The organism is Formosa algae, from assembly GCF_001439665.1.
GTDB classification, from domain to species: domain Bacteria; phylum Bacteroidota; class Bacteroidia; order Flavobacteriales; family Flavobacteriaceae; genus Formosa; species Formosa algae.
Genome location: NZ_LMAK01000048.1, coordinates 1 through 22,065 on the forward strand (window position 1 = coordinate 1; position 22,065 = coordinate 22,065).

The 22,065-nt window shown below is 31.9% G+C and carries 24 protein-coding genes and 1 tRNA gene; 10 read left to right on the forward strand and 15 right to left on the reverse strand.

The genetic code is table 11. From position 1 onward, the window contains the following. The 6 genes from AST99_RS12295 to AST99_RS12320 form a co-directional block, all read left to right on the forward strand. Nucleotides 1–272: HopJ type III effector protein (locus tag AST99_RS12295; RefSeq protein ID WP_057782137.1), on the forward strand; the 272-nt coding region annotated here is incomplete at its 5' end. A gap of 6 nt (nt 273–278) precedes the next feature. Next, a complete protein-coding gene (locus tag AST99_RS12300) occupies nt 279–848 on the forward strand; it encodes a uracil-DNA glycosylase family protein (protein WP_057782138.1) in 570 nt (189 codons plus the stop codon). A 102-nt stretch (nt 849–950) separates the two neighbouring features. Continuing rightward, nucleotides 951–1,373: an OsmC family protein gene (locus tag AST99_RS12305; RefSeq protein WP_057782139.1), complete on the forward strand. Its 423-nt coding sequence runs from the start codon at nt 951–953 to the stop codon at nt 1,371–1,373. Nucleotides 1,374–1,393: 20 nt separating this feature from the next. Next, nucleotides 1,394–3,082, forward strand: a complete 1,689-nt coding sequence (gene recJ / locus AST99_RS12310; protein ID WP_057782140.1) for a single-stranded-DNA-specific exonuclease RecJ — start codon at nt 1,394–1,396, stop codon at nt 3,080–3,082. A 62-nt stretch (nt 3,083–3,144) separates the two neighbouring features. Beyond that, on the forward strand, nt 3,145–3,504 hold the full coding sequence (locus AST99_RS12315; protein ID WP_057782141.1) for a hypothetical protein: 360 nt from the start codon (nt 3,145–3,147) through the stop codon (nt 3,502–3,504). Between the two features lie 63 nt (nt 3,505–3,567). Then, on the forward strand, nt 3,568–4,836 hold the full coding sequence (locus tag AST99_RS12320) for an MFS transporter (RefSeq protein WP_057782142.1): 1,269 nt from the start codon (nt 3,568–3,570) through the stop codon (nt 4,834–4,836). A 181-nt stretch (nt 4,837–5,017) separates the two neighbouring features. On the opposite strand, the gene AST99_RS12325 is transcribed toward AST99_RS12320, so the two are convergent. Together AST99_RS12325 and AST99_RS12330 are read right to left on the reverse strand one after the other, a co-directional pair. Next, nucleotides 5,018–5,782, reverse strand: a complete 765-nt coding sequence (locus tag AST99_RS12325; protein ID WP_057782143.1) for a UDP-2,3-diacylglucosamine diphosphatase — start codon at nt 5,780–5,782, stop codon at nt 5,018–5,020. Between the two features lie 138 nt (nt 5,783–5,920). After that, nucleotides 5,921–6,370 (reverse strand): 6-pyruvoyl trahydropterin synthase family protein, encoded by a 450-nt coding sequence (locus tag AST99_RS12330; RefSeq protein WP_057782144.1) that lies wholly within the window; start codon nt 6,368–6,370, stop codon nt 5,921–5,923. Nucleotides 6,371–6,511: 141 nt separating this feature from the next. Between AST99_RS12330 and AST99_RS12335 the strand changes: the two genes are divergently transcribed. After that, nucleotides 6,512–7,153 carry a 2OG-Fe(II) oxygenase gene (locus AST99_RS12335; RefSeq protein WP_057782145.1) on the forward strand — a complete coding sequence of 214 codons (642 nt, stop codon included), beginning with the start codon at nt 6,512–6,514 and terminating at the stop codon, nt 7,151–7,153. A 102-nt stretch (nt 7,154–7,255) separates the two neighbouring features. On the opposite strand, the gene AST99_RS18765 is transcribed toward AST99_RS12335, so the two are convergent. After that, nucleotides 7,256–7,426 carry a hypothetical protein gene (locus AST99_RS18765; RefSeq protein WP_198151516.1) on the reverse strand — a complete coding sequence of 57 codons (171 nt, stop codon included), beginning with the start codon at nt 7,424–7,426 and terminating at the stop codon, nt 7,256–7,258. Between the two features lie 52 nt (nt 7,427–7,478). Next, nucleotides 7,479–8,801: an MATE family efflux transporter gene (locus AST99_RS12340; protein WP_057782146.1), complete on the reverse strand. Its 1,323-nt coding sequence runs from the start codon at nt 8,799–8,801 to the stop codon at nt 7,479–7,481. A gap of 129 nt (nt 8,802–8,930) precedes the next feature. On the opposite strand from AST99_RS12340, the gene AST99_RS12345 reads away from it, so the two are divergent. The 3 genes from AST99_RS12345 to AST99_RS12355 all read left to right on the forward strand — a co-directional run bounded on the left by AST99_RS12345 (nt 8,931) and on the right by AST99_RS12355 (nt 10,373). Beyond that, nucleotides 8,931–9,725 (forward strand): universal stress protein, encoded by a 795-nt coding sequence (locus tag AST99_RS12345; protein ID WP_057782147.1) that lies wholly within the window; start codon nt 8,931–8,933, stop codon nt 9,723–9,725. Nucleotides 9,726–9,732: 7 nt separating this feature from the next. Further along, nucleotides 9,733–9,806: transfer RNA gene (locus AST99_RS12350), tRNA-Ala, on the forward strand. A gap of 300 nt (nt 9,807–10,106) precedes the next feature. Then, nucleotides 10,107–10,373 (forward strand): hypothetical protein, encoded by a 267-nt coding sequence (locus AST99_RS12355; protein WP_057782148.1) that lies wholly within the window; start codon nt 10,107–10,109, stop codon nt 10,371–10,373. Between the two features lie 53 nt (nt 10,374–10,426). Here AST99_RS12355 and AST99_RS18470 read toward each other — a convergent pair whose 3' ends face one another. The 11 genes from AST99_RS18470 to AST99_RS18770 all read right to left on the reverse strand — a co-directional run. Next, the gene (locus AST99_RS18470; protein WP_057782149.1) at nt 10,427–11,173 is read right to left on the reverse strand and encodes a nucleotidyl transferase AbiEii/AbiGii toxin family protein; all 747 of its coding nucleotides are present in this window, start codon (nt 11,171–11,173) and stop codon (nt 10,427–10,429) included. Nucleotides 11,174–11,176: 3 nt separating this feature from the next. Continuing rightward, nucleotides 11,177–11,464 (reverse strand): DUF6922 domain-containing protein, encoded by a 288-nt coding sequence (locus AST99_RS12365; RefSeq protein ID WP_069727848.1) that lies wholly within the window; start codon nt 11,462–11,464, stop codon nt 11,177–11,179. 274 nt (nt 11,465–11,738) lie between these two features. Further along, a complete protein-coding gene (locus tag AST99_RS12370) occupies nt 11,739–13,133 on the reverse strand; it encodes a GmrSD restriction endonuclease domain-containing protein (RefSeq protein ID WP_057782150.1) in 1,395 nt (464 codons plus the stop codon). A gap of 114 nt (nt 13,134–13,247) precedes the next feature. Further along, on the reverse strand, nt 13,248–16,343 hold the full coding sequence (locus AST99_RS12375) for an Eco57I restriction-modification methylase domain-containing protein (protein ID WP_057782151.1): 3,096 nt from the start codon (nt 16,341–16,343) through the stop codon (nt 13,248–13,250). A gap of 224 nt (nt 16,344–16,567) precedes the next feature. Then, complete coding sequence (locus AST99_RS12380) at nt 16,568–17,416, reverse strand: hypothetical protein (RefSeq protein WP_057782152.1); 849 nt, start codon at nt 17,414–17,416, stop codon at nt 16,568–16,570. 137 nt (nt 17,417–17,553) lie between these two features. Then, nucleotides 17,554–18,222, reverse strand: coding sequence for a hypothetical protein (locus AST99_RS12385; protein WP_057782153.1), 669 nt, complete (start codon nt 18,220–18,222; stop codon nt 17,554–17,556). Between the two features lie 780 nt (nt 18,223–19,002). Next, nucleotides 19,003–19,377, reverse strand: coding sequence for a hypothetical protein (locus AST99_RS12390; RefSeq protein ID WP_103192220.1), 375 nt, complete (start codon nt 19,375–19,377; stop codon nt 19,003–19,005). A gap of 711 nt (nt 19,378–20,088) precedes the next feature. Next, nucleotides 20,089–20,715: a P-loop NTPase family protein gene (locus AST99_RS12395; RefSeq protein ID WP_057782155.1), complete on the reverse strand. Its 627-nt coding sequence runs from the start codon at nt 20,713–20,715 to the stop codon at nt 20,089–20,091. Further along, nucleotides 20,712–21,161 carry a helix-turn-helix domain-containing protein gene (locus tag AST99_RS12400; protein WP_057782156.1) on the reverse strand — a complete coding sequence of 150 codons (450 nt, stop codon included), beginning with the start codon at nt 21,159–21,161 and terminating at the stop codon, nt 20,712–20,714. The genes AST99_RS12395 and AST99_RS12400 overlap by 4 nt, the downstream gene beginning before the upstream one ends. 118 nt (nt 21,162–21,279) lie before the next feature. Further along, nucleotides 21,280–21,570 (reverse strand): DUF3853 family protein, encoded by a 291-nt coding sequence (locus tag AST99_RS12405; protein ID WP_083495682.1) that lies wholly within the window; start codon nt 21,568–21,570, stop codon nt 21,280–21,282. A 202-nt stretch (nt 21,571–21,772) separates the two neighbouring features. Further along, on the reverse strand, nt 21,773–22,065 hold a 293-nt coding region (locus AST99_RS18770; RefSeq protein ID WP_057782157.1), incomplete at its 5' end, for a hypothetical protein.

The following is a 22,065-nucleotide window of genomic DNA, read 5'->3' on the forward strand; positions in this document are numbered from 1 at the left end:
TGATAGAATCTGAATACGAATTCGTGCCAACAGCCTTTAAAAATGGTGAATTATATAATAAAGCGGGAGAAAATTCGGGCTCTTGTAAATTATTTGCGTTTGCTAAGTTGCAAGGTTTCAGTCAGGACGAAACTTTAGTATGTTTCGGTACGTTTTATACGGAAGATGTTTTAAATGATCCTGATGGATCAGGACACCAAAACATTAGAAATTTCATGAAAACGAGTTTTGAAGGTTTGGAATTTGAAGGGGAACCTTTAAAATTGAAATAGACAACTATGGATGTGCTCTTAGGTCAGATTAAACAATGCACCATTTGTGTAGACCATTTACCCTTGGGACCCAATCCTGTGGTTACAGCACATCCAGAATCAAAAATTGTAATTATTGGTCAGGCACCAGGGCTTAAAGTGCATAATTCAGGTATTCCTTGGGACGATGCCAGTGGTAAACGCTTACGCTCTTGGCTTAATGTTACCGAAGAACAGTTTTACGACACCAAAAATTTTGCCATTCTCCCTATGGGATTTTGCTATCCTGGAAAAGGGAAAAGCGGAGATTTACCACCAAGAAAGGAATGTGCACCGCAATGGCACGTGGCGTTACTTGATAAAATGCCTAATACAAAACTGATTATTTTGATAGGAAGCTATGCGCAGCGCTATTATTTAAAAGATCGTGTAGGGGCGACATTAACAGAAACCGTTTCCAATTTCGAAAGCTACTTGCCTGAGTTTTTTACAATTCCACACCCGTCACCAAGAAACCGATTTTGGCTCTCTAAAAATCAATGGTTTGAGGCTTTAGTCGTTCCAAAATTGCAGAAACGGGTGCATGATATTCTTTAAAGCCTCTAAGTATGGCTTCATAATTTGACTAGGCTGTTCCGTGTCATTTTAAAATTTTTAATGGTATTTTTGAAGTCAATTTAATTCCTAAATAATTCAGACATGACACATAAAGTAACCACCGAGTGGAAAAAGAATGTAAAGTTCGAATCTGACAACCCAAGCGGACACAACTTATTTATTGACTTAGGAGAAGACAATGGAGGTAAAGGTGAAGGCTATCGCCCGAAAGCTTTAATGTTATCGGCTTTAGCAGGGTGTTCAGGTGTTGATATTACACCAATGCTTGAAAAAATGAAAGTAGATATCGACGATTTCAAAATTGTAATCGAAGGACATTTAACAGAAGAACACCCAAAGTATTACCATATTGTAACAGTCGATTATCATTTTTATGGTTCAGATTTAAATGAATCTAAAATAAATAGAGCTGTCGATTTATCTGTCGATAAATATTGTGGCGTTATGGAAATGTTTCGTCGCTTTGCAGATGTTCAAGTAAAATCTCATTTTCATAATTCATAATATTTTTCCGATTACAAACTATGCGTTGGACCATAAAACCAAAACCAGAATCTCATAAAGTAAAAGTGTTACAGGACGCACTTAACATAGACGAATTAAGTGCGACTCTGTTAATTCAGCGTGGTATTGAAACGTTCGATGCTGCCAAGTCTTTCTTTAGACCGGATTTAAGTGAAATTCACGATCCGTTTTTAATGAAAGATATGGATAAGGCTGTGGCACGGATTGAACAAGCTTTAGAAGTTGGTGAAAATATTATGGTCTATGGCGATTACGATGTAGATGGTACAACATCGGTCGCGCTTATGAGTTCCTATTTGCGCACACGTCAAGATAACGTAGTAACTTATATTCCGGATCGTTACGACGAAGGGTATGGTGTGTCTTTTAAAGGTATCGATTTTGCACACGATAACGATTTTACACTTATTGTAGCGTTAGACTGTGGTATAAAGGCCATCGATAAAGTGGCTTATGCCAAAGAGAAAGGCATCGATTTTATTATTTGCGATCACCACCGTCCAGGCCAAAACATTCCAGATGCTGCGGCAGTTCTAGATCCGAAGCGTGAAGATTGTGAGTATCCCTATAAAGAATTATGTGGTTGCGGTGTCGGATTTAAACTCATTCAGGCCTTGTCCTCTAAGCAAGGTTTAACCATTGAAGATTTGGGTGAATATTTAGATTTAGTAGCTACGGCTATTGGTGCGGATATTGTTCCGATTACTGGCGAAAATCGAATATTAGCCTATTACGGATTACAAATTATTAATCAGCAACCCCGACCAGGTATACAAGCCATTTTAAATCAAGTCGATAAAACAGAATTCACAATTACTGACGTGGTATTTATAGTTGCTCCTCGAATTAATGCAGCGGGAAGAATGAAACACGGTGGTTATGCGGTTCAACTGCTTACCGAAATGGACGCAGCTCAAGCAGAGATTTTTGCTTCAGAAATAGAAGCTTTTAATTTAGATAGGCGAGAAGCTGATCAAGAGATTACTAAGCAAGCTCTAATTCAAATAGAAACAAATAAGGAAGAAGAGCGTGTAACTTCTGTGGTGTATCAAGAAGATTGGCACAAAGGAGTTATTGGTATTGTGGCTTCCCGACTTATAGAAACCTATTACAGACCAACGCTTGTATTTACTAAAAGTGGCGATAAATTAGCGGCTTCGGCACGTTCTGTAAGTGGTTTTGATGTGTATAATGCATTAGAAGCCTGTAGTGAACATATAGAACAATTTGGCGGACATAAATATGCAGCAGGATTAACATTGCTTCCCGAAAATTACGATGCTTTTAAACAAGCTTTTGAAGATGTGGTGTCGCAAACTATAGATCCCAAATTACTGTCGCCCGAAATTAAAATAGATTCTAATATTATGTTGGAAGAGATTACGCCTAAATTTTACAGAATTTTAAAACAATTTGCGCCTTTTGGACCTGGGAATATGACACCAGTTTTTATGACAGAAGATGTTGTTGATACTGGTTATGGCAAATGTGTAGGTAAAGATGAGGATCACTTGCGTATTACGGTAAAACAGGGGCGTGTAAACCCTATTGTTTGTATTGGTTTTGGCTTGGGAGATAAAATTAATAATGTGTCTACAACCACACCTTTTGACGTGGTATATACCATAGATGAAAACCATTGGAATGGTGTTACCAGTCTTCAGTTGAAATTGAGAGATTTAAAATAAAATCTATTTTTATTTAGATTGAATAAAAATAATGTTATTTTAGTGTTTCAAAAGTCAGCATCATGGACCAAGATATCAATAAAATCTACCATAATAATTTTGGAGTATCCTTTGTTTGGAAGGAGGAGCAGCCCAAAAAGAAGTCGCCTAAAATTCAACTTATTTTCCGAGATATGGGATTTTATTTAACCCGCCATGAAATTATTCAGTTTCAAAAACAAATCGGATACGTGAAATCTATCCATCCATGTCAGTGTTGTAAAAGCGAAGAACGCAATCGGTTTATGTTATTAAAAACACCTTGTAATCAAGTCGATTTAGCTATAAACGCATTAGAATTAAAAGAAATTGACGATTTAATTAACGGGACTTTATTTCATTTAGAGCTCACAGAATATATTACTAAGATCTGTAGAAATTAAAAGGAGTATCATAATTTTTTAAAACCATCACTTTTGTACATTTGTTTCATCTTTAAATAGATTATGAAACAGAAAGACCCCTACGCTGCCTTACGGTATAAAGAATTCAATATATTTTTATTAGTCCGTTTTGCCATGGTTTTTGCTTGGTCTATGCAGTTTATTGTGATAGAGTGGCAAGTGTATAGTATTACTAAAAACCCATTATCGCTTGGAATCATCGGACTCATGGAAGTGGTTCCTGCCGTGTCTATGGCGTTATTTGCAGGGCATATTGTAGACCAAAGTGAAAAAAAGAGCTTACTTATTAAATGTATACTTGGGTTTTCTGTTATCAGTTTTGGTTTGTTTCTATTGACTTGGCCTAAGGTTGTCGAGGGGTATGCAACGCAAACGGTACTTTATGCCATTTATTTTTTAGTCTTCTTGGGTGGCTTTGTTCGCTCGTTTTTAGGTCCTACCATATTCTCATTATTGTCTTTAGTGGTTCCTAAAAAACTATATCCAAATGCAGCAACGTGGAGTAGTTCGGTGTGGCAAATGGGAGCTGTTTTAGGTCCAGCCTTAGCCGGGTTTTCAATTCATTTAATTGGTGTGCATTGGTCTATGTGTTTAATTGTAGGCTTTGCTGTTACTGCTTTATTGGCGTTAACTCAAATTGAAACCAAACCTATTTTAAATCCGAAAATTGGTGAACCTGTCATGCAGAGTTTAAGAGAAGGCGTAAAGTTTGTGTTTAATACCAAAGCCATTTTAGGAGCGATTACGTTAGATATGGTAGCCGTTTTATTTGGTGGAGCAGTCGCTTTACTACCTGTGTTTGCTCAAGATATTTTAAAAGTAGGTCCGCAAGGATTTGGGGTATTACGTGCTGCGCCAGCGGTTGGAGCTTTTTTAACCATGCTTATTTCTGCTTATGTGCCGTTAAATAAAAATGCAGGGATGAAGTTACTCATCGCAGTATTCGGTTTTGGATTATCCATCATCGCTTTTGGATTGTCAACTTGGTTTTGGGTATCGGTAGTTGCTTTATTTTTTAGTGGGGTTTTTGATGGGATTTCTATGGTGATTCGTCAGACTATTTTACAACTTAAAACTCCCGACCATATGCGTGGGCGTGTCGCCTCTGTAAATTCTATGTTTGTGGGGTCGTCTAACGAATTAGGTGCTTTTGAAAGTGGCCTCACCGCCAAACTTATGGGAACCGTTACTGCTGTGGTTTTTGGAGGAAGTATGACGTTACTGATTGTATTAACTACTGGGATTTTCTCTCCAACGTTTAGGAAGCTCGATTTACGAAAGGATTTGGAGGAGCATGAGAATGAAGGTTGATGTATTATTTGTGCGATGCTGAAATAAATTCAGCATGACGTTGGTGTTGCTTTTGAAATTATAAGTTTAAGGAATTATTTTCAAGACTGATTCGTCACCTTGAACTTGTTTCAAGGTCTCATTAGAGTGAGAAAATTTTAGTTAGTTGTGCGATGCTGAAACGAGTTCAGCATGACGTGAACTACAATTTAACCTCGTACGTCTTTAAATCAAGTTGTGCGCCATCAAACTCACCATAGGTATAATAGCCAATCCAGTCGCCTAAATTGATGTATTTAGCAGTGTCGTTTAACGCAATTTCCATGGGTAAGTGCCGGTGTCCAAATACAAAATAATCGTAAGCTTTAGTTTCTAATTTGCGTTTGCAATATTGCACGAGCCATTCGTTGTCTTCTCCTAAAAATTTAGCATCCTCGTCACCAGAAATGAGTTTATTTTTAACCGACATATATTGTGCTAGTTTCACACCTAGGTCTGGATGTAACCAACGGAATAACCACTGAAAAAACGGATTGGTAAAGACCTTTTTCATGCGCTTGTAGCCTTTATCTCCAGGGCCTAATCCGTCGCCGTGACCAATTAAAAAGGTTTTGTTATTAAAAGTGAATTCCTTGGGTTTATGGTACACGGGTATATTAAGTTCTTTCTGGAAATAATCGTCCATCCATAAATCGTGATTACCAACAAAAAAGTAAATCGGAATGCCTGAATCGCGTATTTCGGCAAGTTTTCCTAAGGTTCTTACAAAGCCTTTTGGGACTACAGTTTTGTATTCGAACCAAAAATCGAACAAATCACCCAGTAAAAATATGGCTGCGGCATCGTGTTTAATCTCATCTAACCAAGCGACAAATTTCTTCTCACGTGGTAGAGAGTCTTCGTGTGTGGGTGCGCCTAAATGATTGTCTGACGAGAAGTATATTTTTTTGCCTTCGGGAATTTGCATGCTGTAAATATAAAAATTGTTCTTGGTTTGAATCTGCGTTAAGGATTGAGCTATTGTTGAAGCTCTTTTTAATGCCGTTTTAGCATTAAAAAAGCGACTAGCGAAAGCCTGACCTGCAGCTTTGCGAAAGGGAACGCCCTAATTATCGCTAGCATACCACTCTGCAAAACTACTATCTGTTTCCTGCAACCTTAAAGAGTGCAACGCAATATGGCTTGGTAAATAGGTTTTAATTTTTGAAGCAAAATCGATAACCATCATCTCGCTGGTGGGCTGGTAGTCTACCAAAAGTACATTATGGTCGCGTTTTTCTAGCTCTTTTGCCAACTCGACATGTGGTGTGTTTTTGTTAAATACAGTAGCATGATCGAACACATCGACAATTTCTCGTTTTACAATATTTTTTAAATCTGTGAAATCGATAACCATTCCGTACTTCACATTGTTGCTGTCCGTAATAGGTTTCCCGATTACGGTAACCGAAAGTTTGTAACTGTGACCGTGTACATTTTTGCATTTTCCGTCGTAGCCATAAAGAGCGTGACCAGTTTCGAAAGTAAATTGTTTGGTAATTCGAATATTACTCATGATTTGATTTTTTAACAGTGCAAAGGTACCGAATTTGTAAAAGCAATTTGTTTTTAGATTACATTTGCGCACTTTTTATATGAAAAACAACTTAAGTTTTTAAAAGATAGAGGGTTAACTTAAAATGAGTAAACACTTTTAATGCATACGCTATTTGAAGCGTTGGTTGATGCTGAGAATCCGTTATACGAAAGGATTATTGATAATCTTTTGACTCAGCAATATAGTATTATAGATGATTTTTTTGATGCTCAAGAGATTTTAGAATTGCGAAATTCTATACGTCTGAAACATGAGGAAGATGCTTTTAAAAAGGCTGCCATTGGGAACCGTTTAAATGAAACGATAGCAAAATCGATTCGTGGCGATGTGATTTTATGGATAGACGAGCAGTTTATAAATCCGGCTGAAACCTTGTTTTTTAATAAAATTAATGAACTGATTTCGTACTTAAACAGAACTTGTTTTTTAGGGATTTTACATAAGGAATTTCATTATGCTATTTATCCGAAAGGGACGTTTTATAAGCGCCATTTAGATACCTTCCAGAATGATGATAGACGAAAATTATCGTTTGTGTGTTATTTGAATGATGAAGATTGGCAACCTGAAAATGGTGGCGAATTGGTAATTTATACGAATGAAAATGGAGTTGAGGTAGAAAAAGTTATTTACCCGTTTCCTGGCCGTGTTGTTATTTTTGAAAGTCAGATTTTAGAGCACGAAGTAAAGCCTGTAAATACAGAACGCTTAAGTATAACGGGCTGGTTAAAAACGCGCTAAATGCTTAACGCCTGCCTTTGTTTCTGTAGTAAATGTAAACAACCACTAGTACAATGGCTAGGATAAGAAATAATCCGTTTCCGCTTAAAAATTCTAAAAAATTCATAGGTTGTTATCTTGGTTTTTTTTGTTGTAATAATACATGAGATAGGCTAAAGTAACTAACACTATAAACGGAATCATAGATCCAATAAATATCCCGATTTCGTAATTAGAATCTGGTGCATTTTTTAATTTATCTTCTATGTTTAAATCTTGTATAAGTGCAATCATATTAGGTGTTTAATTTAAACTCTTAAACGAAATCAAATTTAAGTGTTTTCTGTTAGTGAACTAAAAAAAGCTGTCTAAATTTTATAATTAAAGGAATGCCTCGAGCGGCCATCCAGAGCGTAAAGGCTATAAAAATGGCATACAGTTTATAGTCGTAATAATCGAAGAGTAATAATGTGGGGATAAAGACAAGGAATGTAGAGGCTAAAAGCACATTTCGTAAGTATTTCATTTTTCCTAAACCTTTAAACATGCCATCAAAAATAAAGGCTAACGCACAAAGAGGTTGCATGGCGAGAACAATCCAGAACACATTGTAAAATGCTTCTAAAACTTCGGGTTGTTTGGTAAATATACGTCCGATAGGTTCATAAAACAGCCAGCCAATACCTGCTAAAATAACTCCTGTTATAATGCCTAATACAATAAGTTTATTGCTTAGTTTTATTAGTAAATCTGGGCGATTTGCACCAAATAATTTTCCTGATAAAATATTTCCAGCACTGGCAAACCCATCAATTAAAAACGCGCCCAAAAACCAGATGTTAATCGCTATAGTATAGGCTGCTATGTAGTTTTTTCCATAACCTGTTGCATACGAACTCGCAAAATATAAAGCGGTGTTTAAAGCTAGTGTTCTAATGAATAAATTGAGAATCATGAGTAAGAAATTCTTGATTTCTTTATTAAAAGGCAAGGTTAGTTTTAGAGGAATATCTGTTTTTTTGTATAGATAATACCCTGAAAGCATTGCCATAATGAGCTGTGCAATTATACTGGCATAAGCCGCGCCTTTTATATGTAAGGCGGGAATAAAATCTTGTATACCATACACCAATGCAAAGTCTAGTATAATATTAGCCACTGCGCCTATAATGGCAATTACCATGGGGTAATAGGTGTTTTGTAAGCCACGAAAGGCTCCGAATATGGCAAAGGTAAAGAGTGTAAACGGAAATCCGAATACTCTAATTCTATAGTAATCTCCGGCGTAATCTAAAATTAATCCAGAGGCATTATATAATTTGAAAATAGATTCAGCAAGCGGATAGGTTATTAAAATTATAACTAAACTTAAAGATGTAATTATAAAAATGGCCTGAGCGGGAAGGTTCTTAACTTCGTCTAGCGTATTGGCACCTACAGATCTAGAAATGATGGCAGAAATGGCACTTCGGCTTTGTCCGAGTACCCAAATAAGCATAGAAATAAACGTACCTACAATACCAACAGCGGCTAAAGCTTCGGTAGGGTTTATGTTTACATTTCCAATAATAGCTGTATCTGTAATCGATAAAATGGGCTCACTTATACCAGCGATTATAGCAGGTACAGCAAGTGTATTAATATGTTTTAATGAAATGGATTGGTCCAAGAGTTGAATGTTGTAATTTAGAAGTTACGAAGGTCGTATATTTTTACAAGTTTAGATTTAATATTAATTTAAAGATTTTGAATTTGTTTAATGTTTACTTTTATAATCTTTTGATTGATATTATTTGCTATGAAAAACATTTTAGTGCCTGTTGGAAATTCTAAAAACGTTGAAAGTCATTTACAATATGCCGTAGATTTTTCAAAAGCATTTGGAGCACGTTTATATGTGGTACGTGTGTATCATTTAAAGCTTCATCCGGGGACTTTTAATAAAATAGATCAGGTTTTAGAGCAAGAAAATTTAGAGTTTTTAAACGCGTTAATTGCTAAAATAGACACTAAAGATGTAGATATCGTGATTAAAAGTTTTAAGGGGAAATTAGTAAGTACATTAGAGCTGATTTGCAAAACGGCCAATGTAGATTTAATGTTAATTGAACCGCGAACAAACTCGATAAGAGAAGAGGTGTTTTTAGGAAAAACCTCTGGGAAGGTGATTAAAAAAACAAATATACCCACTTTAATTGTTCCTGAAGGTTATCAGTTTAAAGCAGTGTCTAATATTTTACTCGCTGTAAAATCGGCTATTATAAAAAAAGAACATGCCTTGTTGCCTTTACAACACGTTCAGCATTCTTTTAATTCTGTGGTGAATTTATTATTAGTTAAAACACCATTTTATAATGAAGGTGATTTTGTAGTGAATCCGTTCTTAAAGTCCATTGTAAATGAAACGGCTTATTCTGAAAATGCGACAACTTTTAAAGGCGTTTTAGAACATTACAATGACTATACGCCAGATTTACTTTGTGTATTTAGACGTAAGCGCGGATTTTTTAACAAGATGTGGGAAAAAAATGTAATTTTGAAAAAAGATTTTTACAGTGCTTTTCCTGTTTTAGTGTTAAAGGGCGTAAAATAAATTTAATGGGGATGTAGCTCAGTTGGCTAGAGTGCTTGACTGGCAGTCAAGAGGTCGTGGGTTCGAGCCCCATCTTCTCCACAATATCATTTGATTATCAGGTGTTTATAAGTGTTACACCCAATATTACACCCAAATCTAATAGGTTTGGGTGTTTTTTTCTGTATAAGATATTTTCACTTTTTTCAAATTACAGCAGGTATTCTAATTCCGTCTTCATACAGATGTTACAAGTGAATATTTAATTAATTAGCTTGTTACACAACGACTTATATTTTTTTATTTCTAAATTAACTCCCGATTTTTGAATCATTTTGAGTATTTTTAAGTGTCTAACCTGCTTGAGTTACTGTTATGTAAGTTAAGAATAAACCTTAAAAGATGAATGTAGATGACTTATTTGAAGAATCGCAGAATCAAAATATACAAATTGATTACAAGAAGTATTTGATCGAACTTCTTACTAGGCACATTATGAATCAGCAGACTCTGCGTGCTGTTATGGAAACACAAATATTAATCCTAGCAAAACTGAATGACAATCCTAATATTGATTTTGATGAAGAATTAGTTAAACTAAATGAAAAAATTGATGTGGCTACGGATATAGAAATCTCAGAAACTTTACAAAATATAATTAGGAAATAGGTCAGGATACTATACTAACCTTGTTTTTTGCTATTTACTAGATTCTGTAATTTTTAAACCATTTCTAAATGCCTAAATAAGGAGCGTACTTTTGTCTTCCAACTTATCTTTACTTGAATCCAATTTTTACCTCCTTTAACAATTAATATATTGTCGTTAGAGTGCATTGGTTTTATTCTATCTTGTGTGTGATTACCATCAAACTTTAATAGTAATTTGGGATTTTGAGTAGGACACTCATCTTCGTCTAAATCAAAGATGTTTTTATGCTCATCTTTATCAAAGGTTTGTTTTTTTAATTGTAAAGCTTCAAATAAATCAATGATGTTTATTTTTTCAGTAATAAAATCTAAATCATAAATATCTTTTTTTGCAGCACGACTGGAACCACTTATTAATTTGAATAGTCCAATATCTTTAGTTGTAACTAACCTTACATCATCTAGAACCTCAATAGCTTCCATCATTTTCATATTTTGAATGATTTCTACTTTTATGATTGCTCCACATGGTTTTGTAACCCAAAATCTAAGATAGGTGTGTTGTTCACTTTCTTTATCAAAAGGATACTCTAAACCTGTAATATTAATCTCGCCAAAAAAGGTTTTCACTTCTGCTTCAATAGTTTCGAAATGTTTAATGCCTACTGTTTCTGGACAAAACAAATCTATATCTTGAGAATGTCTGTGGTTAAAACGAAATGCTAAATTAGTGCCTCCTGCTAATGCAAATTGATATAAACTTGGTAAGGACTGTAATTCTTTTATTGTTTGTAAGAGTACTGGAGAAACTGCACTCATTCATTAAAACTTATAACGTAAAAAAGTAGGCTTATTGTAGCGTTCTGCCACCATACGACAAACGTTATTACTAATTCGCTCTTTGGTGTTTTTTAATATTGTATAAATTTCATGAGTAGAATATGTAGTTTCTACTCTCTTAATATCGTTTTCAAAAGTTTCTTTAGTGGTAGCCAATAATAGTCTAGGGATGATAAGTGCTTTATCTTTTTTAATAGATAATTGACTTACATCCATATCCCAAAACACTTGTTTAGGTGCGCTATTTGCTATGTTTACTTCTGTTTTCAAAACTCGTTTAACGATTGTATAAAAAAATGTTATATACAAATGTACAAAATAGTATTTAAACTACTAAAGGTTAAAACATTACTTTAACTTAAATAAGCTAAAACTATGCCTTTATATGTTTTATTATTAGCTAATTAGCATATTACTCTGTTCCGTGCTTAGAAAAACTTATTCCCAATTGTTTTCATAATTAAGAGTTCCACACAATTGCTGTTTTTTATTTAATTAAATCATACTAACTATTTCTTAGTCTTTTTCGCAAGAGCATATTTTTTTATATTCTATTACCCTTAGATAGGTTGTGAGTTGAACATAATAATTCGCCATTTTCAATTTTAGTTTTACCCCCTTTGGAATGAGGAATAACATGATCTGCCTGATATTTAGACCAGCTTACTTTGGCTTCTTTCTCTGAAACACCATCCCTCAAACATTGTTGGCACAAACCTTTACCCTCTCTATAAATTAAAATCCTCTGTAATTCTGAAAATGCCCTTTTTGTGTCTTTTTCTTTTAAATCAATATTTTTTTCCAAAATATATTTAAAAAAAATTTGACGTAAAATCATGTCTCTAATCTCTAAATCTGATTCTCCTTGTTGCCTTCTGTTACTAAAAGTTAACATATCAGTATCCATAGCATCATCATATGTTTTCCACCTTTTATAAAAATCATATACAAAGTTTTTTAAATGATTTTTAGTTATTTCATCTAAAACATAATACATTCTAAGATGCCTAATTAACATGTAAATAGAAATAATAAAATATTCAGTAGAAAATTCCTTTATCCCATTATCATCGTCTAATATTGGGTCATCTTTAAAGATGCTATAAAACGTATTAAGATTGTTTTTTACATTTACTGCAATCTTTTCATGCTCAAAGGAATAATTCCCAATACCATCTTTAGTCTTATAATCATTGATAAACTCAGTTATTTTTTTATCGCTTAAATCTGCATACCCACCTTCTTTTTCTATCAACAAAAAACGAGCAATAAATTGCAAGTGTTTCATTCTACCATTATCTACATCTAGTAATTTAAAAAAAGGTAATTTATCTGGGTTTGTATCAATTGGCTTATACGTATCATAGTCAAACGTTAAATCATCTGAATACTTAACAATGAAATTACGGCTTAAACTTGAGAGCTGAGCATGAGCAACCTCCATGTAATTTAGAGATTCTCCTTGTTGCAAGCGCCAAAATATTTCGGTAGCTATTATTTGATGCTCTACACTATCAGGTTCTTCTATATTTTTTATAACATCAGCTTGATATTTTAATGATTTATCTATAAATTTTCTAATATCCGTATCTAAATCTTTATAATATTTATTGGCTAAACCATCTCCTAAATCAGAAAGTGTTTTCGGTAATGGATATTTATTATCGAAAAAATCTTGTACAGTTGTAATTCTTTGCTGACCGTCTACAATTTCGCTTACTGTCCCTGATTCATCCTTACGAACTTCTCTTATCACTAGTTTAGGAATATAGTATCTCCTAAAAAGACTATCCATTAAAGCTTGCTTCTTTTTTTTATTCCAAACTGCTTTTCTTTGATAAGGCGGTCTGGTTACGAAATCTTCTTTATATTCAAAAAAATCCTTGATACTTATTTCTGTTGGGACTATTGTATATTCTGTCTTTGGGTTAAATGCCATTTAATTTGATATTATATTCGTTTTTAGGACTGCTCTACAATTGTAATTTACTCACATCCTTTCTATTATTTTAAGTGTTCGTGAATCAAAATCAATAGAAATTCTTGTTTATATTTAAGAATTCTCCACAATTAAAATCTCCTCTTCCGATAAACCATACAGCTCATAAACCATAGCATCTATTTCTTTGTCTGTTTGGTTAATTTGGGTTTGTAGGTCTTGTGCTTTGGTCTTGTTTTCTTCAAAAAGGTCTAACCACTCAAATTCGTCTTTTTTTGTAAGAACAGGAACGGCTTCTAAGCCATCCTTTACACGTAGTTTGTTATTTACTCTGATAGCCTTGTTGATCTCTTTAATAAATTTTGTGAAATCAAGCTCATACCAATATTCAAGAGTTCTAGTGGTTTTCGTAAGGTTATATTGACCTGAAAAATATGTTTTAAAATTTGATTTTAGTTTTGTAAGTTTTGAATTTAAAACGATCATTTCATTAACAGGATTAGCGAAATCAGCATTTTCATCAAAAGAAATTGGAAAGTCCAATATATATGTACCCTTAAATTGTGCAAAGGCCTTGTTTTCAGCACTAGTCATAGATTTATGATAGAAGGCAAAAAGTGATGAATTTAATTGAGCCAATAATTGATCTAATTTATATGTTTCATCAGGAATGATCAAATATGAATTTTTAAGTACCATTAGGTTGTCTTCATCCTTAGTAGCAATTATAGTTGATCCTGTGCGACGCATGAGAATCTTCGGTTGCAGATACATGTCTAAATTTGCATTGCTTTTCATTTCACTTTGAATAAAATTTACATAGGTGCCAGTATACTCAATATCATATCTACCCACGTCTCTACCTAATAGAATTGGTAAATAATTTTTATCCTTTTTAATCTCTGACAACCATACTTTATTGTTTTTTGTCTCTAACCCTCTATAAACAATTGCATGTTCACTTAATTTCTCAAAATCAATGACTAACTTCTCTAATAAAGGGTTTGAGGAATAAATAAAAGGATTATAACCTTTTATAAATAAAGGTTTATCTAAACTTGTATTGTTGTAAATATTATCCTTTACATCTGTTGTGAGTTTAATTGATTCTGGTGGTAGGTTACTGTTCCTAATATGTATAATGACAGTTTCAACCACTATATCAAATGCGGAATTTTTTAAATAAACAATTTCTTCAATCAAATTATTATAAATCCCCTGTCTCATCTTTGAAAAATATTGACCTTCCAACCAACTATTGGGAATAATAAACCCTAAATAACCATTCAATTTTAAAAGTCTGTTCAAGCTTAACTCCGTAAACAAAGCGTAGGTATTTGGATTATATTCCGAATATTTATAATGTTTATTCATATAATCTAAAGTTGATTGTCCAAATATTGATTTTATATAGACCACATAAGGCGGATTCCCAATAACAACATCAAAACCACCTTTTTCAAATACTTTAGGAAACTCTGTTTGCCAATTAAACGCTTTATCGCCAGCAACTGCTTTACTATCTATTAAAGAATTACCACATTTAATATTACTGCTTAAATCGTTTAATTTACGTCTAGGTTGTGCGGTACGTAACCAAAGGGAAAGTTTTGCAATCTCTACAGATTCTTCGTTAAGGTCTACACCGTAAATATTGTTTTCTAGAATGGTGTTCTCTATATCGGGAAACTGTAAACCACCACCTAAAACTTTGGTTTTTAATTCGTCTATGTAAGTATGCTCTTTTATTAAAAAATCTAAGGCTTGATTAAGAAATGCACCAGAACCACAAGCAGGGTCGCAAATAGTGAGTTCTAGTAGCCAATCTCTATAAACATCTAGTGTGTGTACTAATTTTTCAATAGTACTCTTATTTCTGTTCTTACGTCCCTTAAAGTACTCTTCTTCCTTAAAGCCTAATTCGTTTTTCTTTTCATCGCAAAGTTTACCAATAGTGTTTTCTACAATGTACTTGGTAATGTATTTAGGGGTGTAAAAAACACCATCTTTCTTACGTTTACTTTTTTGTTTGTCGAAATCGCCACCTTCAATTTCAGCATTTACACTTTCAATTTCATTTAACGAATTTTCGAATATATGTCCTAGAATATTGACATCTACCTGACTTTCGAAATCGTAAGATGCTAATTTACAAGTGTGTTTGTAAAGTAGTTCGCCATCAATTTCTAAACCATCTAAAAGGGTATCTTCTTTAAAAAGTCCACCGTTGTAAGCATAAATTTCAGCTCTACTGGTAGTGCCTTTTCTTCCTTGGTCTAGAAAATTAAAATACTGTTTAAATAAGTCGTAAAGCGGTCTGTCGTCTCCGAAATCTAAATCGGCTTTCCATTTATCTAATATTTGTTGGGTGCTGTTTGGTGGGAGTAATCCTCTGTCTTCTGCAAAGAAAATAAACAAGTAACGGTCTATTAATTTTTGAGATTTTTTAAAGAGTGTTAGTTTAACATTCTTTTCTAATTGCAGTTGTTCTGCTTTCTGTGATTCTGTTAAAAGAACATTAGATTCATTTACTGCGCTTCTATTTAGTTTTAGTCGCTTGGCATTGCGTCTTACTAGATCTCTGTATAACTCTCTTTTAAATAACGAATAGTCTTTATAGAATTGTTTCGTAATCTGTTCTTCAACAACTATAGACGATTCCTTAATTTTTAAAGGTACATTGTTTATAATGTTGTTTTTCTCAAGACATAAGTATAAGAGTGAAAAACGCTCTAAAGTCAGTTCGAATAAATTGAATTCTTCAAATTCTGTTGCATCATTAATGTAGAAACGTAGCTTTTCAAAATTAGATGTAATGACATACACACACCCTTTTTGATTCGCCTTATAATCGAATGCCTGTTTACGGATGCTTTCAAGGTCTTTGGTGTTTGTTCCTTTAAGTTCTATAACTCCAATAGCGACATCGCCTACTAAAATAGCACCATCTGCTTTCCTAGAATTGGTTTGGTTCTTATATTCTGCAACCAAATTAAAATCAGCATTTGGTTTAAGGGTGTACCCCAAAATATTTACAAACAATTCGGTTAAAAAGATGCCTTGGTATTCTTCCTCTTTAGAACTTCGGATGTTATCTTGTATGGTTGGGTTTAAAAAGTATTTAACGTACTTTTTATAAGCTGTGTTTAATACGGATTGGTCTTGTAGGCTAAGATGACTTTTAAGAACAGATTGTTGATATAGCGACATTGAAAATTCCTAGATAAAATTGTATAATTCAATAAAAATAGGGTTTTAAATTATAATGCTATTACGGGAAGGCGTAAAAGTGTTTTAGAATAGGTGATTATTTGCTGTTGAAAATAAAAGCATACAAAATCAACTACTTGAATTTGTATGCTTAATATATTTGATTTCTAGTATTTTTTAAGAAATGACGTGTTTTTTAGCACAGTACTTTATTGGCAATTGGTTTAATTTAATAGTTGAAACTTCTGGTCTATTAATGTTTCAAAAATTTTAGATATGGTTTCCTTTTCAATGACTTGGGATAGCCCTAAATCTATTAGTTTTCCTTTTACTAATTCTGACCAATTTTTATTATTTAGTTTAGAATATAAGTCTCGTATTTCCTCCATTTCATTAAAAATGATTTCTTGTCCATATCCTAATTTTATAAGCATCTCAGTTATCTTTTCAATTTTTTCATCTATTTCTTCTTGACTTTTCTTTTTGCTTTTTTTAGTTGTCTTTCTTTCAATGTAAGAAGCTCCTTTTACTGATAATTTTACATAATCGTCTCCATTGTTGTTGTATTCGGAAAACAAAATAAGATATCCACTTTTAGCTAAATCTTGTGCAAGTTCTCTTGTTTCTCCTTGTCTGTATTCAATATTATTCAAGTCCAAAATTTTAGATAATGAATAATAATTGTCATTAAAAACAAGGTTCAATTTTTTCAAAATGAAATCCTTTTTCTCATTAATAGTATATAATGCACCATCGTATGTATTAGGAAATTCTATTAAAGATAAATAGTCAATTGTTTTATGTGTTTTTGACTTTAATTTATTTGTGTTCTCTTGTCTAATTTGTTCTTTTGATTTTGTTTCGGTAAGGAAAGAAAAGTCCTCAAAGATTGATTTATTGAATTTGTTAAACTCCAGTTCAAATACTTCTTCTAATACTTTATAATTATTTGGTAAATAATTTTTAATTAAATTTTTTATTTCCTTTTCGGTTTTTTCAATGTCACTTTTTGCAGTTAAAGAACTATGAATTTCATTCAATTTTACAGTTAAAATTTCGGTTTCATTTTTCAATTTTTATTTTATTTTTTGTTAAATACTGATAACGTTTAAGTGTAATAGTGAGTTTTTTTTTGTGTGTGGATTTTCCAATGGAAAATCAGAAGCTAGCAAACTAACTAACATTGGTTAAGTATAAAATAGCATTTTTTTTATACGGTATTGGTTACTGTATTTTCTTTTTTCCTTTTCTTTCCCTTTTTAATAAAAGTCATAATAATAGAAAATAAAGTTATTAGACTGACCAGAATTAAAGGAAAATAATAGCTGTTTTTTGAATGAATAAGTTCATTCTTTTTTTCAAGATTGGTTATAAGGAGTCTATTATTTTTATCTTGTTTTTTTAGAGCTTCAATTATTAATTTATTTAATTTGTCAGTCTCTTTAAATAAATCAGATTGAATTTTGTAAGATCCGATTTCCAGAGAATCTAAATCAGCTCTCATTAATTTTTTAAATAATCTATCCATATGTTTTTCGGATAGCATTATTTTTTTGTTTTTTATAACAAACATTTCCGCTACTCTTGCTGATGTTAATGAATTAATTTTAAGTGAGTTTATTTTTATTGAAGAATCTCTTTTAGCAATTTCTGATTCGTAAAACTGTTTTTGATTATTATACCGAAAATGCCATTCAGGGTCAGTTTCTGTTTGCAAATCTTGTATTTCTTTTTCGGCTCGGTTTAGTTCGGTTTCCAGAATATTAATTTGTCTTTGATTCCAGTTTAAAATTATGCTTATAAGAACAATTCCTAAAGTAGAAATTAAAGTGATTAAATTCCAATTGACAATATGTTTAACTTTAGTTTTTTTGCTCATTAAGGTGTTCTTTGTTTATAGTGTAGCTAACTCCTTTTATTCACACTAAATATATTACTTTCTAATAAGGTAATAATATGGTTAACCGTAAAATAGCTATTTTCTTCTCAACGTTTTTTTATAAAACGATGAGAAGGAAATATAATAATAAAGTAGAGTAAGACTTATTAACGTCTTCTGGGTTTGTAGCTCCTTTCAGGTGTTTCCTTAATGTCTTCTTTTATAATTTGGTTTATATGCATCTCTTTTTCTTGATTTTTATAGCTAAAATGATTTTCAATACCTTTAAGGGAATATTGCCTATTTATAGCTAAGCCTTTGAATTACTTAAGAAAACACCTTCATTAGAATAAATTATTTTGCTCATAGTACATTTTTAAAATTCAGAGATAACACTACTATGAAAAAGCACTATTTTATAGTGTTTTTTAATCGAATTTTCATCATTAGGAAAATGACAGAAATTAAATAAAATCCAGAGATAGCACTCTATAAACAAAACAGGAAATACTTTAATCTTTCTAATATTGGTTTATGGGGACTGGTTTAATTTGAGTGAAATCAACATCTTGGAGCAAGGTTAAAATACAATTAATAACAAGCCTTTATTGTTGGCTTTTGTTTTTTTAATGAGCCTTAATGTAAATGAATAGGCTTTGTATATTTATATAAAGTTGATTCTGAATTTCTAGATTCGTAGTTGAGAGTAATTTTAACTAAAAATTACCCTCGTTTTTATTTAAGAAGTAAAGCCTGCTCTTGTTATTTTAAGAATGAATCTTAGCTATTTAACTTTTTATAAACCTTAGTTATTATTTTGTTTTGCTTCTCTACCTTTCTTGAATACTCTGAAAAAAGTTCTAAAAAGCGCAACATGTTTTCTTCATTTATGTTCTGAGCAACATTAATAATTCTTGTGACTTGATTGATATTGCTTTCAACTTTATTTCTATTTCCTCCCATTTTTTCAAATAACCCTTCAATAGTTTTAATGTCGTAACGTGTTATATTTCCTTCTACCCTAGTAATTATGAAATCAGTTAATGATGAATATTCCTCTTTTGCTAATTCTAACCATTTGTTTTTTCGTTCTTCGGAAATAACAAAATGGACTCTTTTATTTATTGGTTTTGTTTTAATTTTTTTTTCTTTCATTGCTTGTTTTAGATTTTTGAGTTCCGAAAAAACCCCTCTTACGCAGTAAGCAAGTAGCGCTATTCTGTACATGATTTTTTTAAATCATGTGCATAATGGCACATCTTGCACTTTAAATTTTAAAGTCTTTACCCATATGGCAATACATCTATTTTAATTTGAGAAATAATAAAGCAAGAGTAAAAATTACAACTTGGATGAATTATTTTGAATTAAACATTTATATAAAACATCTAGAAACATAATTATAAAAAAACACCCTGTCACGTATAAAAAATCTTTTTAAATAACCTGTAGGGACAATCTAAAAATATAATGTTATAAAAGTATAATATTATAAAAAGATAAGAGTGCATTTATATAAATGTATTTCTATATTATGGTATAAAAATACCTTTAAACAACTTGTAGGAATAATCTAAAAATATAATGTTATAAAAGTATAATATTATAAAAAGATAAGAATGCTTTTATATAAAGGTATTTCGATATAAAAATATCTAGATATAGATGTATAAAGGCATTAGAGAAATAATAATGCAAGAGTAAAAACTCATCTTGCTTTATTATTTCTCGAACACGTCTCACTGTAAAATCAATTGGATGTTATTGATACTACTTGAATTCCATAGAGATTGAAGTAGGAAACGATGGGTGTTTCTTTTGCCTGTTTGTAACTCATTTTTTTTTTAATAAAAATTATATATCTATTTATTTTCTTCTTGAATCACCACCTAAATTGATAAAATTGAACATTTCATAACATCTATCGGAAACTCGTTCGCCGTAACGGGCTTTGACTTCTTCTAGTGTTAAATTTGAAGTAATATGCGTAATGCATTTAGCTCTTCGTGAATTAAAATATCTCAATTGAATTAATTCAGACATGATATCTTTTATATTGCCAAAATGGTTTATTTTGCTTTCGGCATCTAAATCTTCGAAAAGAATTGAACCTCTAGAATAGTTTTCAATAATAGACTTATCGTTTGGGGCTAATTGATGGCTATTTGCAAATTCTCTTCTAGCCATATCAACCAATTCTATCGTGTGTATTGTTTTAACCCTATATTTTGGATTTTTATATAATTCATACACTTTTTCTAGTGTTTCAAAAAATAGGCTCTTACCTGTTCCGTAATTGCCATATAAGAAAATACCTTTGTGTGGTTTTCCACCTAATTTCTCTAACTTATTATTATCTGAGAAATAAGAAGTAAAAAAATCTAAAGCATATTGATTATTCTCGTCTATTTCGAACTTTCTATTTTCTCTTTTCATCAGCAATTCATTTGCTGTCTGAATGAAAAATTTTTTAAAATCATTTTGAATACTCATAATTCTCTAGGGTTTGGGTTTTGAACAATTGAATTAACTTTCTTTGAATCTTTATTAATTTTATTATTTTTTTTATTATTTAAAGTTTTATTAATATCTGTAAAAAAATCTTGTAGAGGTCTATTAAAATTTAATTGTAGAGGCTTCTCAAATGTTGTTATATACCTATTCTTAATTTCTTTACTACCTTCTGGCCTGTAAATATGTCTCTCTATATATCCATTCTCTTCTAGGTTTTTCAGCCAATTATTAATTGACTGCTTCGAGACGTTATACCGTTTTGCGAAATAAGAATTAGTGGCATAGCAAAAATCTAGTTCATTTGTTAAAGAGCTTATTTCTGCGTAAAGTAATTTAGCGTTTGAGCTGAGTTTCTTATCATATCTGACAGTTGAGTTGAGAATTGTATAATATGATGTAACTTTCTTATTTTCTGATTTATTCATTGTTTAAATAATTTATCAGCCAACAAAATTCATATCTTTGTTTTGGATATAACAAGAAATATCGTTAGCCATTAATGTTAATGATGAAAAAAGCATTGTGCTACTACACGATGCTTTTTTATTTTGATTCTTTAATAAGCTCTAAGGCTAGTTCTGAATCAACAATAATTTTACGACCATTCTGGATGATAGCTCTGTCAATAACTCCTGACTTCTTAATTCTATGTGCAGAAGATTTACTGCAATTAAAAAGATTGGCAAGACCTAATATGCCGTAGACATATTTCTTGCCTGATTCAGGTACAAGTTTTTCTTTTAATTGGTTTGGAGAATAATTTTGCTGTAGATATAGAAATTCTCCTGCCGTAATATGGATTAGAAGTTTTTCTTTTAACTTTTGTATATTCATAATATCTAATTTATTGTATTAAACAAAACCGTGATCTGCGGTTGTTACATTCGAATACAGTAAAACTAGATAAAAGGACGTTTGTGGAAGGGTGGAAGTAGCGTGGAAACTAGAGTGATTTCATGTTGTAAGTGGTTGTATTTCAGGTGTTATTGTTTTGTTGGTTGTGGTTTTTTAGTGGAAGTTGGTTCTTAAAAAAGTTTTAAGATGTTAATGGTTTTACTTTTTCATTAAAAAGAGTGTCAACTTTATTAGCAAATACTTCTTCATCTTCTGAGGCTCTACTCGATTTCACTATTCGATATTTACTATAGTAATGCTTCTTTGTGAATTTAATCTCTTTTAAAATTCCAATCAACCATTGTTCTCCAATGTGTTTGGGTAGAATGTCTTGTAATTTGTGAAATATGTATGTTATTCTATTTATATTTTTTATTTCAAGGTAAGATATGGTGTTCTGTAAGTTTAAGACTTTATATAATTCAAGTTCAGAAA

Bases quoted from the DNA above. Each gene is read 5' to 3' on its own strand.
- AST99_RS12300 (WP_057782138.1), top strand. From the start codon at position 279: ATGGATGTGCTCTTAGGTCAGATTAAACAATGCACCATTTGTGTAGAC.
- AST99_RS12305 (WP_057782139.1), top strand. From the start codon at position 951: ATGACACATAAAGTAACCACCGAGTGGAAAAAGAATGTAAAGTTCGAA.
- recJ (WP_057782140.1), top strand. From the start codon at position 1,394: ATGCGTTGGACCATAAAACCAAAACCAGAATCTCATAAAGTAAAAGTG.
- AST99_RS12315 (WP_057782141.1), top strand. From the start codon at position 3,145: ATGGACCAAGATATCAATAAAATCTACCATAATAATTTTGGAGTATCC.
- AST99_RS12320 (WP_057782142.1), top strand. From the start codon at position 3,568: ATGAAACAGAAAGACCCCTACGCTGCCTTACGGTATAAAGAATTCAAT.
- AST99_RS12325 (WP_057782143.1), bottom strand. From the start codon at position 5,782: ATGCAAATTCCCGAAGGCAAAAAAATATACTTCTCGTCAGACAATCAT.
- AST99_RS12330 (WP_057782144.1), bottom strand. From the start codon at position 6,370: ATGAGTAATATTCGAATTACCAAACAATTTACTTTCGAAACTGGTCAC.
- AST99_RS12335 (WP_057782145.1), top strand. From the start codon at position 6,512: ATGCATACGCTATTTGAAGCGTTGGTTGATGCTGAGAATCCGTTATAC.
- AST99_RS18765 (WP_198151516.1), bottom strand. From the start codon at position 7,426: ATGATTGCACTTATACAAGATTTAAACATAGAAGATAAATTAAAAAAT.
- AST99_RS12345 (WP_057782147.1), top strand. From the start codon at position 8,931: ATGAAAAACATTTTAGTGCCTGTTGGAAATTCTAAAAACGTTGAAAGT.
- AST99_RS12355 (WP_057782148.1), top strand. From the start codon at position 10,107: ATGAATGTAGATGACTTATTTGAAGAATCGCAGAATCAAAATATACAA.
- AST99_RS18470 (WP_057782149.1), bottom strand. From the start codon at position 11,173: ATGAGTGCAGTTTCTCCAGTACTCTTACAAACAATAAAAGAATTACAG.
- AST99_RS12370 (WP_057782150.1), bottom strand. From the start codon at position 13,133: ATGGCATTTAACCCAAAGACAGAATATACAATAGTCCCAACAGAAATA.
- AST99_RS12375 (WP_057782151.1), bottom strand. From the start codon at position 16,343: ATGTCGCTATATCAACAATCTGTTCTTAAAAGTCATCTTAGCCTACAA.
- AST99_RS12385 (WP_057782153.1), bottom strand. From the start codon at position 18,222: ATGAGCAAAAAAACTAAAGTTAAACATATTGTCAATTGGAATTTAATC.
- AST99_RS12390 (WP_103192220.1), bottom strand. From the start codon at position 19,377: ATGAAAGAAAAAAAAATTAAAACAAAACCAATAAATAAAAGAGTCCAT.
- AST99_RS12395 (WP_057782155.1), bottom strand. From the start codon at position 20,715: ATGAGTATTCAAAATGATTTTAAAAAATTTTTCATTCAGACAGCAAAT.
- AST99_RS12400 (WP_057782156.1), bottom strand. From the start codon at position 21,161: ATGAATAAATCAGAAAATAAGAAAGTTACATCATATTATACAATTCTC.
- AST99_RS12405 (WP_083495682.1), bottom strand. From the start codon at position 21,570: ATGAATATACAAAAGTTAAAAGAAAAACTTCTAATCCATATTACGGCA.